13 protein-coding genes are annotated in these 14,882 nt (G+C 72.0%); 9 read left to right on the forward strand and 4 right to left on the reverse strand.

The window, feature by feature from the left end; genetic code table 11:
- Positions 1 to 28: 28 nt before the first annotated feature.
- From ACIPRD_RS18820 to ACIPRD_RS18830, 3 genes are all read right to left on the reverse strand, one after another.
- The gene (locus tag ACIPRD_RS18820; RefSeq protein ID WP_401564347.1) at positions 29 to 1,429 is read right to left on the reverse strand and encodes a GH1 family beta-glucosidase; all 1,401 of its coding nucleotides are present in this window, start codon (positions 1,427 to 1,429) and stop codon (positions 29 to 31) included.
- Positions 1,430 to 1,530: 101 nt separating this feature from the next.
- On the reverse strand, positions 1,531 to 1,797 hold the full coding sequence (locus ACIPRD_RS18825; protein ID WP_356397591.1) for a protealysin inhibitor emfourin: 267 nt from the start codon (positions 1,795 to 1,797) through the stop codon (positions 1,531 to 1,533).
- A 21-nt stretch (positions 1,798 to 1,818) separates the two neighbouring features.
- A complete protein-coding gene (locus tag ACIPRD_RS18830; protein WP_356397594.1) occupies positions 1,819 to 2,889 on the reverse strand; it encodes a M4 family metallopeptidase in 1,071 nt (356 codons plus the stop codon).
- 339 nt (positions 2,890 to 3,228) lie between these two features.
- Here ACIPRD_RS18830 and leuA point away from each other — a divergent pair, with 339 nt between their 5' ends.
- The 3 genes from leuA to ACIPRD_RS18845 all read left to right on the forward strand — a co-directional run bounded on the left by leuA (position 3,229) and on the right by ACIPRD_RS18845 (position 7,425).
- Positions 3,229 to 4,950: a 2-isopropylmalate synthase gene (gene leuA, locus ACIPRD_RS18835; RefSeq protein WP_356397597.1), complete on the forward strand. Its 1,722-nt coding sequence runs from the start codon at positions 3,229 to 3,231 to the stop codon at positions 4,948 to 4,950.
- Positions 4,951 to 5,134: 184 nt separating this feature from the next.
- Positions 5,135 to 5,833, forward strand: a complete 699-nt coding sequence (locus ACIPRD_RS18840; RefSeq protein WP_356397600.1) for a TerB family tellurite resistance protein — start codon at positions 5,135 to 5,137, stop codon at positions 5,831 to 5,833.
- A 350-nt stretch (positions 5,834 to 6,183) separates the two neighbouring features.
- The gene (locus ACIPRD_RS18845; RefSeq protein WP_401564353.1) at positions 6,184 to 7,425 is read left to right on the forward strand and encodes an exo-alpha-sialidase; all 1,242 of its coding nucleotides are present in this window, start codon (positions 6,184 to 6,186) and stop codon (positions 7,423 to 7,425) included.
- A 44-nt stretch (positions 7,426 to 7,469) separates the two neighbouring features.
- Here ACIPRD_RS18845 and ACIPRD_RS18850 read toward each other — a convergent pair whose 3' ends face one another.
- Positions 7,470 to 7,985 (reverse strand): GNAT family N-acetyltransferase, encoded by a 516-nt coding sequence (locus ACIPRD_RS18850; protein ID WP_401564357.1) that lies wholly within the window; start codon positions 7,983 to 7,985, stop codon positions 7,470 to 7,472.
- 291 nt (positions 7,986 to 8,276) lie between these two features.
- Between ACIPRD_RS18850 and ACIPRD_RS18855 the strand changes: the two genes are divergently transcribed.
- The 6 genes from ACIPRD_RS18855 to ACIPRD_RS18880 are packed head-to-tail and all read left to right on the forward strand — an operon-like array spanning position 8,277 to position 14,878.
- Positions 8,277 to 9,047, forward strand: coding sequence for an SCO2525 family SAM-dependent methyltransferase (locus tag ACIPRD_RS18855; protein ID WP_401564360.1), 771 nt, complete (start codon positions 8,277 to 8,279; stop codon positions 9,045 to 9,047).
- 56 nt (positions 9,048 to 9,103) lie between these two features.
- Positions 9,104 to 10,945 carry an SCO2524 family protein gene (locus ACIPRD_RS18860; RefSeq protein WP_401564363.1) on the forward strand — a complete coding sequence of 614 codons (1,842 nt, stop codon included), beginning with the start codon at positions 9,104 to 9,106 and terminating at the stop codon, positions 10,943 to 10,945.
- A 3-nt stretch (positions 10,946 to 10,948) separates the two neighbouring features.
- The gene (locus tag ACIPRD_RS18865) at positions 10,949 to 11,866 is read left to right on the forward strand and encodes an SCO2523 family variant P-loop protein (protein WP_401564365.1); all 918 of its coding nucleotides are present in this window, start codon (positions 10,949 to 10,951) and stop codon (positions 11,864 to 11,866) included.
- Positions 11,863 to 12,846 carry an SCO2522 family protein gene (locus ACIPRD_RS18870; RefSeq protein ID WP_401564367.1) on the forward strand — a complete coding sequence of 328 codons (984 nt, stop codon included), beginning with the start codon at positions 11,863 to 11,865 and terminating at the stop codon, positions 12,844 to 12,846. The genes ACIPRD_RS18865 and ACIPRD_RS18870 overlap by 4 nt, the downstream gene beginning before the upstream one ends.
- A 1-nt stretch (position 12,847) precedes the next feature.
- Positions 12,848 to 13,846, forward strand: coding sequence for an SCO2521 family protein (locus ACIPRD_RS18875; RefSeq protein WP_401564370.1), 999 nt, complete (start codon positions 12,848 to 12,850; stop codon positions 13,844 to 13,846).
- Positions 13,847 to 13,891: 45 nt separating this feature from the next.
- Positions 13,892 to 14,878, forward strand: a complete 987-nt coding sequence (locus ACIPRD_RS18880; protein ID WP_401564373.1) for a hypothetical protein — start codon at positions 13,892 to 13,894, stop codon at positions 14,876 to 14,878.
- The last annotated feature ends 4 nt before the right edge of the window (positions 14,879 to 14,882 follow it).

Consider the following 14,882-nt stretch of genomic DNA (forward strand, 5'->3'; position numbering starts at 1 on the left):
CCCCGCCCGGCCCCGCGCCGGGCGGCGGTCAGCCCCGTGCGGCGGCCACGCGCTCGCGGAACCAGTGGTACGACGCCTTCGGCGTGCGCTTCTGCGTCGTGAAGTCGACGTGGACCAGGCCGAAGCGGCGGGCGTAGCCCTCCGCCCACTCGAAGTTGTCCATCAGCGACCAGACGAAGTAGCCGCGCACGTCCGCGCCCGCCTCCAGCGCCGCGCGCAGGGCGTCGATGTGGGCGTCCAGGTAGGCGATGCGGTCCTGGTCGTCGAGCCCCTCGTACGAGCAGCCGTTCTCGGTGACGACCAGGGGCGGCAGCCGGTCGCCGTAGCGGGCGGAGAGCCCCGTGAGGGTCTCCGTCAGGGCCTCGGGGACCACCGGCCAGCCGAAGTCCGTCACCGGGCGCCCCTCGATCTCCCGCAGCGAGAAGGGGAGTTCCGGTGGAAGGGTGAGGCCGCCGAACTCGGTCTCCTTCTCCTGGGGTGCGCCCACCCGGGCCGGGGCGTAGTAGTTGACCCCGTACCAGTCGAGGGGCTCCGAGATCACCTCCAGGTCCGCCGCCACGTCCCCCGGCATCAGCTCGCCGAGCCCCTCGGGGTAGACGCCGAGGACGACGGGGTCGGAGAAGAGGCGGTTGAGCAGGAGGTCGTAGAACTCCGCCGCCGCCACGTCCGCCGGGTCGCCGGACGCCGGCCAGGTGGGGGAGTGGGAGTTGGCGATGCCGATGTCCCGCGCCCCGGCCGCGCGCAGCGCCCGCACCGCCAGGCCGTGGGCGAGGAGCTGGTGATGGGCGGCCGGGAGGGCGTCGAAGAGGAGCCGGCGGCCGGGGGCGTGGGCGCCCAGGGCGTGCCCGAGCAGGGTGTGCTCCGCCGGTTCGTTGAGGGTGATCCACTTCGTGACCCGGTCGCCGAGGCGGTCCGCGACCACGGACACGTGCTCGGCGAACCGCCCCGCGGTGTCCCGGTCCAGCCAGTCGAGGTCGGCGGGCAGGTCCCAGTGGAAGAGGGTCGGGACGGGACGCACGCCCGCCGCGCACAGTTCGTCCACCAGACGGTCGTAGAAGCCGAGTCCGCCGGGGGAGTTCACCCGCGGCCAGGACACGGAGAAGCGGTACGCGTCCACGCCCAGGCCGGCGAGCAGCGCCACGTCCTCGCGGTAGCGGTGACAGTGGTCGCAGGCCACGGCCGCCGTGGAGCCGTCCTTCACCCGGCCGGGCCGGGCCGTGAACACGTCCCACACCGACGGCTCGCGCTCCTCGGCGGCGCCCTCGATCTGGTGGGCCGAGGTCGACACGCCCCACAGGAAACCGTCCGGGAAGCCGGAACGCGGTCCGGAACGCGGTCCGGGGCGCCGGCCGGTCCCGAGGCCGGGGTCCTTGGAGGAACGGGTGCCGGGGCCGGAGCGGGATGCCGGGTCGCCTGCGTCGGTCGCCATGGCCCGGATCATCCGCACCCCCGGTGACCGGAGTCAACGCCCCGGCGCCGACTCCCTTTCACACCGGTTCACACCGGGGGACTACGCGGGACCGTGCGGGACTACGCCCCCTCCTTCAGCACCCGCGACACCAACTCCCGCTGATCCGGGGTGAGACGGGGGTCGGCGGCGTGCACCGTGCGGCCGTCGACGGTGATCGTGTAGCTGAAGCCGTCGGGGACGACGTGCTGCGGGGTGGCGGGGCCGGCCGCGAGGACGCGCTCGGCCAGGGACTGCCACTCGCGGGCGTCGGGCCGGCCCGAGGTGTCCACCTCGGCCCGGCGCTCGATGCCCGCGAAGCCGCCCGTGCGCCGTACTTGGATACGCATGGGTCCCTGTCTAGTACGGAACTACAGGGTCTGCACCCCGACTTCGTCCCACGCCTTCTGCACGGCCTGGAGTTCGTCCCCGGAGCCGTACCGCTCCCGGGCCGCCTTCACGGTCAGCGTGGCGAAGTCGGCGAACTGCGCGTCCTCCTTGAGCGCGCCGCCCGTGAGCACGTCGTACCAGACCTGTCCGGCCTTCTCCCAGGAGTGGCCGCCGAGGGCCGTGGCGGCGAGGTAGAACGCGTGGTTGGGGATGCCGGAGTTGATGTGCACGCCGCCGTTGTCGCGGCCGGTGTGCACGAAGTCGTCCATCGAGGCCGGCTGCGGGTCCTTGCCGAGGACGTCGTCGTCGTACGCCGTGCCCGGCGCCTTCATCGAGCGCAGCGCGGTGCCGGTGACGGCGGGGGCGAGCAGGCCGGCGCCGATCAGCCAGTCGGCCTCGGCGGCGGTCTGGCCGAGCGCGTACTGCTTGATCAGCGAGCCGAAGACATCGGAGAGCGACTCGTTGAGGGCGCCGGACTGGCCGAAGTAGGCGAGGTTCGCGGTGTACTGGGTGACGCCGTGGGTGAGTTCGTGGCCGATGACGTCGACCGGGATGGTGAAGTCCAGGAAGATCTCGCCGTCGCCGTCGCCGAACACCATCTGCTCGCCGTTCCAGAAGGCGTTGTCGTAGTCCTTGTCGAAGTGCACGGTGGCGTTCAGCGGCAGGCCGCTGTCGTCGATGGAGTGGCGGCCGTACACCTTCAGATAGAGCTCGAAGGTGGCACCGAGCCCCGCGTAGGCGCGGTTCACGGTGGCGTCCGGGCCCGGGTCGGAGCCCTCCTTGCGGACCTTCGTGCCGGGCAGGTCCTGGGTGTGCCGGGCGTCGAAGATCGTGCGGTGCGGGCGCCCCGCCGCCGCGCCCGCGGGCGCCGCGACGGACGGCGCGCCGATCACCGTCGTCAGGCGGCGCCGGGTGCGCTCCAGGGCGTCGCGCTCCAGGGACCGGCGGGCCGGTCCCGAGACGGCGGCGTCCTCGCTGCGGGCGAGCTTGTCGAGGAGGTGCGGCGGCACGATCGTGCAGAAGACGGGCTCGAAGCCCCCGTTGGTCGTCATGCCCGGCACCCTTGCACTGAGTGACCTGGATGTCACTACTCGCCACCATGATTGGTGAAATGCGCGGACATCCCTCGTCGCGCTGCGTCACCAAGTGGTATGGCGTGCGGGATCGCGGGTGTGACGTTCGTCCGATGAATGACCCCCGGTTCCGCATGCTGATACGGATCCGCGCGTCCCGCTGAGGCTCGGATAGGCTGCGGAGCATCATGCGATTCGGGCTGCTTCTTCTTAGCTGCCGCGGCGAGGGCCTGTAGTCAAGAGGCCGACTCCCTCCCCGCGGAGCTCTGGCGTTGCGCGTCGGCCGTCCGTCCGGACCTCCACGGGAGCCCACCGATCATGGTCAACCGCCAGCAGCCCAGCCCCATGCCGATCCACAAGTACGGCCGTTACGACCAGGTCGACATCCCGGACCGCACCTGGCCCGGCACGCGGATCACCGCCGCCCCCCGCTGGCTCTCCACCGATCTGCGCGACGGCAACCAGGCGCTGATCGACCCGATGTCCCCCGAGCGCAAGCGCCGGATGTTCGACCAGCTGGTCAAGCTGGGCTACAAGGAGATCGAGGTCGGCTTCCCGGCGTCCGGCCAGACCGACTTCGACTTCGTGCGCTCGATCATCGAGGAGGAGGGCGCGATCCCGGACGACGTCACGATCTCCGTACTGACCCAGGCCCGCGAGGACCTGATCGAGCGGACCGTGGAGTCGCTGAAGGGCGCCCGCCGGGCCACCGTCCACCTGTACAACGCCACCGCCCCGGTCTTCCGCCGGGTCGTCTTCCGCGGGTCCAAGGACGACATCAAGCAGATCGCCGTCGACGGCACCCGCCTGGTGATGGAGTACGCGGAGAAGCTGCTGGGCCCCGAGACCGAGTTCGGCTACCAGTACTCGCCGGAGATCTTCACCGACACCGAGCTGGACTTCGCCCTGGAGGTCTGCGAGGCGGTGATGGACGTCTACCAGCCCGGTCCGGGCCGCGAGATCATCCTGAACCTGCCCGCCACGGTGGAGCGCTCGACCCCGTCCACCCACGCGGACCGCTTCGAGTGGATGCACCGCAACCTCTCCCGCCGCGAGCACGTCTGCCTGTCCGTGCACCCGCACAACGACCGCGGCACCGCCGTGGCCGCCGCCGAGCTGGCCGTGATGGCCGGCGCCGACCGCGTCGAGGGCTGCCTGTTCGGGCAGGGCGAGCGCACCGGCAACGTCGACCTGGTCACCCTGGGCATGAACCTCTTCTCCCAGGGCGTCGACCCGCAGATCGACTTCTCCGACATCGACGAGATCCGTCGTACGTGGGAGTACTGCAACCAGATGGAGGTCCACCCGCGCCACCCGTACGTGGGCGACCTGGTCTACACGTCCTTCTCCGGCTCCCACCAGGACGCCATCAAGAAGGGCTTCGACGCCATGGAGGCCGACGCGAAGGCCCGGGGCGTCACGGTCGACGACATCGAGTGGGCGGTGCCGTACCTGCCGATCGACCCCAAGGACGTCGGCCGCTCCTACGAGGCCGTCATCCGCGTCAACTCGCAGTCCGGCAAGGGCGGCATCTCCTACGTCCTGAAGAACGACCACAAGCTGGACCTGCCGCGCCGCATGCAGATCGAGTTCTCCAGGATCATCCAGACGAAGACGGACGCCGAGGGCGGCGAGATCACGCCGAAGGACATCTGGGCCGTCTTCCAGGACGAGTACCTGCCGAACCCCGGCAACCCCTGGGGCCGTATCCAGGTCAGGACGGGGCAGTCGACCACGGACACGGACGGGGTCGACACCCTGACCGTCGAGGCCACCGTCGACGGCGAGGACACCGTCCTCACCGGTTCGGGCAACGGTCCGATCTCCGCGTTCTTCGACGCCCTGGAGTCCTGCGGCATCGACGTACGCCTGCTGGACTACCAGGAGCACACGATGAGCGAGGGCGCCTCCGCGCAGGCCGCCTCCTACATCGAATGCGCGATCGACGGCAAGATCCTGTGGGGAATCGGTATCGACGCGAACACGACGCGTGCGTCGCTGAAGGCCGTCGTCTCCGCGGTGAACCGCGCCACCCGCTGACCCCTCCGACCAGCGCTTTCGGCGCCCCGGCCCGCGCGAGCGACGGCCGGGGCGCCGTCGTGTACCGGCCATCGCGGCCCCCGGGTCAGGACAAGGTCCCCCACGGGGTACTGACTCGGCCCGCGTGATGTGGCTAACATCACGCCAGCGCGGCGATGTTGCCGCGGGGTTACGGAGGTGCGACGTGCTGCCAGTACGGGGACGAGACGGCCGTGGCGCCAGGGCTGCGCGCATCCTGGGCACCCGCACCGCGTGGACCCCCGCAGGGGACGGCGAGTTCTTCTGTCCCGGCTGCGGAGGCGACCGCAATTACCAGCGGCTGACCGGACGCCGCCGCCTCACGTTCCTCGGCGTGCCCCTGCTGCCCCGCGGGGTGACCGGACCGGTCGTGGAGTGCGCCGCCTGCCGCCGGCACTTCGGCACCGACGTCCTCGACCACCCCACCACCCGCCGCTTCTCGGCGATGCTCCGCGACGCCGTGCACACCGTCGCCCTCGCCGTGCTCGCGGCCGGCGGCACCGGCTCCCGTACGGCGCTGGAGACCGCCGCGGGAGCGGTCCGCGCGGCCGGCTTCGAGGACTGCACCGAGGGGCAGCTCGCCGCCCTGGTCGACGGGCTCGCCGCCGACACCGGCCGGGTCGTGGACGCCGGTCCGTGCGGCGCGAGCCTCGCCATAGAGCTGCACGAGGCCCTCGACCCGCTCGCCCCGCACCTGGCCCTCGCCGGCCGCGAGGCCCTCTTCCTCCAGGCCGCCCGCATCGCCCTGGCCGACGGCCCCTACACGCCCGCCGAACGCGACACCCTCACCACGGTGGGCGCGGCCCTCACCATCTGCGCCGCCGACGTCAGCCGGCTGCTCGCGGCGGCCCGCACCCCGTCCTGACGGCCCCGGCACGGCCCCGTCGCCGGCGCGGGGCCGGGAGCCGGACTGCCGGTCCGCCCGGGAGCCGGACTGCCGGTCCGCCCGGGTGCCTGGCGGCCGGTCCGCCCGCGGTGGTGTCTGCTGGTCCGCCCGCCGGGGCCCCTGCCGGTCGGCGCGGGTGCCTGACCGCTGGTCCGTGCGCAGGGGCGTCTGCCGGTCGGCCCAGTTGCCGCCCCCGCCCCCGCCCCCGTTCCGCGCACCGGCGCCTGCCCGTCCGCCCGCCGGGGTGCCGGACCAGCCGCCGCCCCACCCGGCCCGAACGGGGCCGTGCGGAACGCGTCGGTTCCCTCGATCTCGGGGACATACGGTGCGTGACCTCACTGCGCCGCACCGTTCTCGCCGCCGCCGTCCTGCTCACCCCGCTCGCCCTCGCCCGCCCGGCCGCCGCCGCGTCCGGCGACACGTCCTCCGTGCCGTTCACCGCGGGGGAGGGCGGGTACGACACCTACCGCGTCCCCGCCGTCGTCATGACCCCCCGGGGCACCGTCCTGGCCTTCGCCGAGGGCCGGCACGACGGCGCGGGCGACAGCGGCGACATCGACGTCGTCCTGCGCCGCTCCACCGACGGCGGCCGCACCTGGGGCCCGCTGAGCGTCGTCGCCGCCGGGCGGGGCGACACCCGGGGCAACCCCGCCCCCGTGGTCGACCCGCGCACCGGCGCCGTCGTCCTCCTGACCAGCTACAACAGCGGGGCCGTGACGGAGGCGCGGATCATGCGCGGCGAGGTCGGCCCCGAACAGGGCCGCAGGGTCTTCGCGCAGCGCAGCCAGGACGACGGAATCCGCTTCACGCCGCCGCGGGACATCACGTCCGAGGTGAAGCCGCCCGGCTGGCGCTGGTACGCGACCGGACCCGGCCACGCCGTGGCCCTGACGCACGGCCCGCACGCGGGCCGCCTCGTCGTCCCGGCCAACCACTCCGCCGCCCCGCCGCCCGGTTCCCCCGACACCGGCCAGGAGGCCCGCTGGTACGGCGGCCACGCCCTGCTCAGCGACGACGGCGGCCGCACCTGGCGGCTCGGCTTCGTCGACGACACCTACGACGGGGCGGCCAACGCCAACGAGACCAGCGCCACCGAACTGCCCGACGGCCGCCTCTACTTCAGCTCCCGCGACCAGAACGGCAGCGCGCCCGGCAACCGCCTCGACACCTACTCGAGCGACGGCGGCGCCACCCTGGACCGCCCCTACGCCGTCCAGCCCGCCCTGGACGACGTCCCCGTGGTCCAGGGCAGCGTCCTCCAGCTCCGCGGCCACCGCGCCCCGCTGCTGTTCTCCGGCCCCTCCGTCCCCACCGCGCGCCGGGCCCCGGCCCTGTGGGCGAGCACGGACGCCGGCCGCACCTTCACCCGGCTGCTGACGCTCTCCGAGCGCCCCGCGGCCTACTCCGACCTGGTCCAGCTCGGGCACGGCACGGTCGGCGTCCTCTACGAGACCGGGACGGCCGGGGCGTACGAGGGGATCGAGTTCCGGCGGGTGCGGGTGCCCCGGACGGTCGCCGGGGAGCCGGCTTCCGGGAGCGGGAGCGGGAGCGGGAGCGGGCGCGCGGGGTAAGCGGGCGCGCGGCCAGGCGTCCCCCGGTGCGGCGGCGGAGCGGATCAGGACGCCAGGCGCATGCGCAGCCGCGCCTCGCCGGGGCCGAGGTAGTCCTCCTGGAGCGGCCCCCAGGGGGAGAATCCCAGGTGGTGGTAGAGCATCACCGCCGTCTCGTTGGCGGGATCCACGGTGAGCATGATCTCGGCGGCGCCCTCCGCGCGCAGCAGGCCGAGCATCTCGGTCATGAGCTCGCGGCCCACCCCGTTGCCCCGCCGCTCATGACCGACGATGAGGCTCAGTATCCAGCTGCTGGCGTGGTGCGGCGGCGTCGCGAGGACATAGCCGTGCAGCCGGTCGCCGTCGTCCATGACGAGCAGGTGGTCGCCCAGGGCGTCCAGGAACTGGCGCAGCACGAAGTACGGATACGGACCGTCCGGGAACGCCTCCCGGTCCAGGCGGAGCACCTCGGGCAGGTCGGCCTCCACGGCCTTCCTGATCTGCCGCGACGCCTTTCCGGGGCCGTCGCCCGCGAGGGTGCGGGGCCATGACGGGACATGCTCTTCGGGAAGAGGAATCATTACATCCCCTTTTCTCGGCTTCCGCGCGGGCGAGGGTGAGGGTGCGCAGTTCTCCTGCGATATACATATCGGTACGACGGTATGTATCCGATCACGCGACCCGCGACCGGCACGGCTCTCCCCATCCTTACCCGTCGTTTTTGGCCGTTCAAGCCGAGATCTGGACCAATTGTGGTTGAGTGCGCCAGGCGGCCGAAACTGTGCGTTCAGCCGACGCCTTTCCTCGATCAAGTGCGGTGGATCGTACGCGGCGCGGGTGCTTTGTGCGGCTGCTCTGCTACCCTGCGTGGAATGACCATGGGATCGCCGACCGGCACGGAGAAGCTGAATGATGATGTGACCTGGGAGGATTTCGATCCCGTTGAGTACATCAGGCACAATTACCTCACGCTGCACCCTGATGACGAGGCGATCATCAGAGTCGTTCGCGATCATTTCAGCCATCATTTCGGGACGTCCGGCGGCGTCGCTTCCGGTATCGACGTCGGAGCCGGCCCCAACCTCTATCCCGCCCTCAGCATGCTCCCCTGGTGCGACAGGATCACGCTCCTCGAACGCTCGCCCGCGAATGTGGCCTACCTGGAGAAGCAGCGCCGCTCCTACGCCGGCCAGTGGGACCAGTTCTGGAACGTCCTGCGTCGCGACGAGGCCTACGCCGAGCGCTGCGAGGACCCCCGGGACCGCTTCGCGCAACGGGTCCGGCCCCGGCTCGGCAATCTCTTCGATCTCTGTGCGGGCCGCGAGCGCTGGGCGATGGGCACCATGTTCTTCGTCGCCGAATCGATCACCGGCTCCCTGGAGGAGTTCCGCCGGGGCGTGGGCTGCTTCATGAACGCCCTGGAACCCGGAGCCCCCTTCGCCGCCGCCTTCATGGAACACTCCCGCGGTTACTGGGTGGGCGAGTGCGATTTCCCCGCACTCGACATCGACGAGCAGGAAGTCCGGGACACGCTCGGCAAATACGCGTCGAAAATCGATACCCATCGCCTGGGGGAACCGGGCGACCTGCTGCGCGAGGGATACACGGGAATGATCGTCGCCTGCGGACACCGAGGTGCCTGAGAAATGCTCATATCAATTCACCGTCCGGGTGACATACCTGTCTGAGGGGTATGGGGATGCAGATCAAGCCCAGACAGAATCTTCTGTCCATTTGGCAGTCGGTCGCTCGTCATTGCTATCCGGACGGCGCATGGGACTGGGGTGAATGGGGTGGTCTCAGCAGCGTGGCCGACGCCGAAAGGCTGCTCTGCCTGCTGTATCCCGCGACCGAGGTACCCGCGTTCCGGCTGGACGCGCCCGACACCACACAACCGGACGTCGAGCGATCCCTGAAAACGGTCGGTGACGCGACGGAGATCCCGGAGAGCCTCGTCCGGGCGCTCACCGAATTCATGGAGAAACACCGGTCCGGCGACACCCCGACCTTCTCCGGCGGCCACTACTTCACGGCCGCCGACCCCGACCAGGAACTCTCCAAGGAACAGCGGGCCCTCGGCGTCGTCGACTCGTTCAGCATGTCCGTCACGCTGTGCCTGGCCACCCTCGGATTCCTGAAGATCTACCAGACCAAGACCGAACGGCAGAGCACCCAGCAGCTCATCGAGGGGCTGCGCCAGGCGACCAGCGACCGCCTCACCGCCGCCATGGTCAGCCTGCTGCGGTCCTTCACCGTCGACGTCTACGAGGTCGAGTCGCCGCAGGGCCAGGCGCTGTGCCGGCTCATCGGCCAGGGCCGCACCCCGGACCGGAGGGTCCTCCAGCAGTTCCAGGAGCGCTTCCGGGCCCTGCGCGCCGTCATCCGCGAGAGCGTCATCCTCGGCGTCGACGTGGCGGAACAGCTCGGCAACGAGAACCGCCTCTTCGAATGCGGCTGGGCCTGGAGCCTGGTGCGGGGAGCGCCTCAGGTGGAGACCGAGGAACCGGTCGGGGACCAGCCCGACGGCGTCGCCCGCGGGGTGCCCTACCTGTACTTCACCGTCGTCGCCCTCGACGGCATCCAGGACCTGTTCTCCGACCGCACCCTCGTCCTCGGCCTGCTCAACCCCGAGCAGCAGAAGCTCGCCGACGCCCTGCGCCTGCGCTGGACCATCACCCAGCAGTACTGGTCGGGCATCGCGCGGTTCGACGACGACCGGTGGCCGCTGGAGGACATCCCCTGGCGGACCACGGGCCAGCAGCTGGAATCCGAGTACTTCTCCCTCTCCGTCGCCTCCATCCTCGTCCACGACCTGGTACGCCGCCGGGCCACCGACGACGACCTCACCCGCACCGTCGGCGTCATGGAGCGCCTGGCCGAACGCGGCCGGATCACCTCCAGCACCACCCGGTCCGACGCCGCCGTCCTGCTGCACAACCCCGGCGTCGGGCTGCCGCTGCAGTCCGACGACCCCCTCGGGCCGCCCATGCGCTGGACGATGACCGACTTCTCGGCCCAGCTGCTCAAGCGGGTCATCCAGCTGTGCGCCCTGTCCCGCAACGTCACCGCCCACGACCGGCTCCTGCGGCTCGCCGAACGCACCCTCGACCACCTGTGGGCCCGCCGCATCTCCGACGGGGAGGGCGTCGGCCTCTGGGACAACGTGCACGCGACCTACCCGGACTCACCGGACCGCCAGGGGCGGCTGTCCTGGAGCATCACCGAACGCGTCACCGAGTGCATGGTCGCCGCCCAGCAGCTCTACACCCAGGCGCCGATCCGCAGCCCCGAACCGACCGCGCTGGCCCGCTCCCTGCTCAGCGAGGCGACCCATCTCCTCGGCACCGAGCAGATGGAACAGCCCGCTCCCATCGCCAAGAGCCAGGAGGGCGCCGAACTGAAGGGCATCGAGGCCGACCTGCGACGTGCCCGCGCCCTGCTCGACAGCCAGCCCGGCACGTCCTGCGCGCTCACCCTGAACGTCCTCGGCAGGCTCGACGCCCTCGCCCGCGCCCGGGCCGCCGGGCGCCAGGGGGTGTGAGACGTGCTGGTCTTCGCCGCCTCCGACAAGGGAGGCACCGGTCGCTCGGTCACCAGCGCCAACCTCGCCTACCGCCGCGCCCTCGACGGCGACGACGTCTGCTACCTGGACTTCGACTTCGGCTCGCCCACCGCCACCGCCGTCTTCGACACCCCGAACGTCAGGACGGAGGCCGAGGGGCGCGGGCTGCACTCCTTCCTGAAGGGCAAGGTCACCGAACCGCTGCGCGCCGACGTGTGGAGCCGTACCGAGCACCCCGTGCTCAGCGACCGCCCCAGCGGCTCGGGACGGCTGGTCCTGCTGCCCGGCGACCGCGGCGGCGGGGAGTTCGTCACCGACGAGGAGAACCTGCACCGCTGCGTCGACCTCTTCCTCCGGCTGCGCCGCGAGTTCGACCTCATCGTGGTGGACCTCAGCGCCGGGCGCAGCTACGCCATGGACCTGGTGCTGGCCGCCACCGCCCGTGACGAACTGCGCCGCGTCCCGGCCCGCTGGCTGCTCTACCACCGCTGGACCCGGCAGCACGTCATGGCCGCCGCCGAACTCGTCGCCGGCCGGCAGGGGATCGTGTCGCACGGCGTGGCCATGGGGCACGACCGGGCGGCACTCCTCGGCGCCATCCGCTTCGTCCGCGCCGCCGTGCCCGACCTGGAGTCGCCGCAGTGGGCGCAGATGCCGCCCGCCCAGTACACCTGGATGCGCCAGTGCAACAAGCGGCTCGAGGAGCTGGCCGCCTCCCTGGAGATCGGCAAGTCCCGGGTCCTCGGGTCGGTCCCGCTGGAACCCGTGCTGCAGATGCACGAACAGCTCATCACCGACGACGACGTCCTCGACAGCAAGATCGCCAACTTCAAGACCCGGCAGGCACTGGTGGAACTGGCGGAGCGGCTGACCGACGACAAGTACTGGGGGCAACTGTGACGGAGGCCGCCGCCGACTTCCGGGAGACCAGCGCCGACCCGGTCACCGAGTCCCTGCCCTACTCCCACCTCTCCCTGGAACTCGGCCACCTGTACATGGAGGACTTCGCCGAGGGCGCCGAACGGCTGGAGCGGCACTTCGCCGCCGTACGCCCCTGGGCCGAGACCGCCCGCGCCTGGACCGCCGCGCTGCCGACCGGCAACCGGCCCCGGATCAGCACCTGTTTCCTGATCGACGACTACTTCAGCCGGCTGTCCACCCCCGCCGAGCTGTTACCGGTCCTGCTGGAGGCCGCCGACCGGGCCGGCCTGAGCATCGACTACCTGGCCCGTGAGTCGGGCTGCGCCCTGGCCGACCCGCTGCGCCCGGACCGCACGGGCCTCGCCGAGGCCGTGATGCACCGGCTGGTGGAGTCCCCGCCGCCCGGCAGCAACGGCTTCCGGCCGCCCGTCAGCCGCACCGGCTGGCTCACCAACGGCAGGCGGGCGCCGACCCGCCGCACCTCCGCCGCGCTGGACTCCGACGGCGGCTGGCAGCCGCCCCGCGAGACCGGGGCCCGCGGCCACTCCGTCTTCGTCGACGTCGAACTGTGGGACGACGCCGGCGAACGGCGCACCTGGTCCTGCGCGTTCCTCGCCGCCGTCTGGCAGCTGACCCGCCTCGGACTGCTGCGCGACGACGGACGGGCCGTCCTCACCCCCACCCCGTGGGAGCGGCGCGAGTTCCCCGAGGACTGGGACGCGCTGCCGCCCCTGCTCCGCCTCACCCCGCACGCGCCGCCCTTCACCGCCTACTACACGTGCAGCGTGCTGCCCACCCGGTTCCTGCCGGTGGAGCACGCCGTAAGGGTCGTCCTGGAACAGGTCCACGTCGACGCGCGCGCGGTCGGGCAGGCCGTCGGCCAGGCCGAGCGGGAGCACCTCGTCCTGCCGGTGGACGTCGTGGAACGGACCTCCTACCTCTTCCCGCCGGGGCTGTGACATGACGGCCCCGGGGCTGCCGGCCGCGCCGGCCCTGATGTGCGGCGAGGTCCGCACCTGCCTGCTGCCCAACCGCGACGCCGTCGACGGGCGCGCGGCCGGACGGCTGCTGCGGCTGCGCCCCGACGAGGGCGTCCGGCTCTCCCGCCGGCCCAACCCCTACGCGCTCTCCCCGGACGTCCTCACCGGCGTGGACTGCCGGCTGCCCACCGCGAGCGGCGCCAAGGTCCGTGCCGTCGGCACGGTGGCCGCCCGCGCCGCCCTCACCGAGGGCCGCGTGCTCCAGGCCACGGCGTACTTCTCCGCCCCGGCCGGCGGCCCCGACCGGCGCCGCCCGTGGGGGTACTACCTGGTCCGCCCGGGGGTGCTCGTCCCCGTCGGCCGGCTGCCGCGCGAGACCGTCGTCCGCGGGTTCCTCGGCGAGGCCCGCTCCCCGGGTTCTCCGGGCACCGCGGACCCGCTCGACACCGGCTCCATCGCCCAGGGGCTGCTGGACCGGATCTCCCGCCAGTACCGCCTGCTCGACCAGGACCCTCCGCTGCGGACCTCCGACACCCGGCTGCGCTGGGCCGCGCTGTCCGCCCCGGCCGGCACCCCGTCCCGCCTGGTGAACTTCACCGTCGACGACGAGGCCGGCCTGCGCACCGCCGAACTGCGCGTGCCCGAGGACATCGAGCCCGGTGCCGTGGCCGCGCTCTGCGAGGACCTGGCCCTGCACGACTGGCTGCTGACGACCGTCGGGCAGAAACTCGACGGGCTGCCGCTCGCGGCGGCGGACGGCGCCGCGGCCCTGAAGGTGCTGCGCCCCCTCGTCGAACACCTGCTGCACGTCTGGATGCCCGGGGCCCGGCTGGACCCGGCGCTCGGCCCGCTGTGGCAGACGCTGGAGCAGCGCCCCGGCTTCACCCGCCAGTGGAGCAACCTGGTCCAGCGCGTCCGCGACCAGATGGCCCTCAGAGCCCTGCTGGCCCACAGCGACGCCGCGCTGGCGCCCCGCTGACACACGATCACCATGCACACGGTCCCGACGGGGGGAGAAAGCGAGATGACCGGAACGATCACATCACGCGGTGACAACGGGTACGGCGACGGCGGTCGCGGCCGGGAGGACGGCGCCCGCAGACTGATGCAGAAGCTCGTCGTCACCGCGCTGGCGGGCGGCGTCGTGTACGTGCTGAGCACGGTGCTGGCCCCGACGGCCGAGGACGTCTGGCAGCTGGTCCTGTCGGTGCTGTGCGGCGGGGCGGTGCTCATCGTCCAGTTCATGGTGACCTTCGCCCACCAGCTGGGCGACCTCAAGAGCTCCGTGGAGAAACGCTTCGTCGACATCGGCCGCGCCACCAAGCTCTTCAACGAGGTGGAGAAGCTCCGCGACGACGGCGTGCCCCGTCTCGCCGAGAGCGCCACGCACGTGGTGTCCATCGGACCGGAGATCCTGCACGACTTCGCGCGCGAGGAGATCAACCGGCTCGCCCTCCAGATGGACGACCTGACCAACCTCAGCGCCGAGTGCCCCGGCGAGAACCACGACTGGCTGCTGAGCCTCACCAAGTGCGCGAAGAAGTGCATCTACGCCACCAGCACCTCCGTCGACCGGGACTTCTGGAGCACCGAACCGGCCGGCCGCTACCTGGAGGCCCAGCGCAAGGCGATCGAGGAGCGCGGGGTGACGGTCAGGCGCCTGTTCGTCGTCCGGCAGGCGGCGGACATCCCGGGGCTCGCCGACCTCTGCAAGGAACAGCGGGACGTGGGCATCGACGTGCGCGTGGTGGCCCTGTCGCAGCTCCCGCTGTACGTGCAGCGCGGCAAGATGATCGACTTCATCGTCTTCGACGAGGCGCTGTCGTACGAGATCGGCGTCGACCAGCTCAGCGTGAACTCCTGGACGACGGTGAACGCCCGCGCGGACGACGTGCAGCAGCGGATCAGGCGCTTCCACGAACTGTGGAACGCGAGCCCCGGGGGCAGCCCCAACGGGGTCCCGGACAGCACGCGGTCGCTGACCGGCGGTCCGGAGCCGACCGCCACGTGAGCGG

Origin of the sequence: Streptomyces sp. NPDC090108 (assembly GCF_044747185.1) — a bacterium.
Classification (GTDB): Bacteria; Actinomycetota; Actinomycetes; order Streptomycetales; family Streptomycetaceae; genus Streptomyces.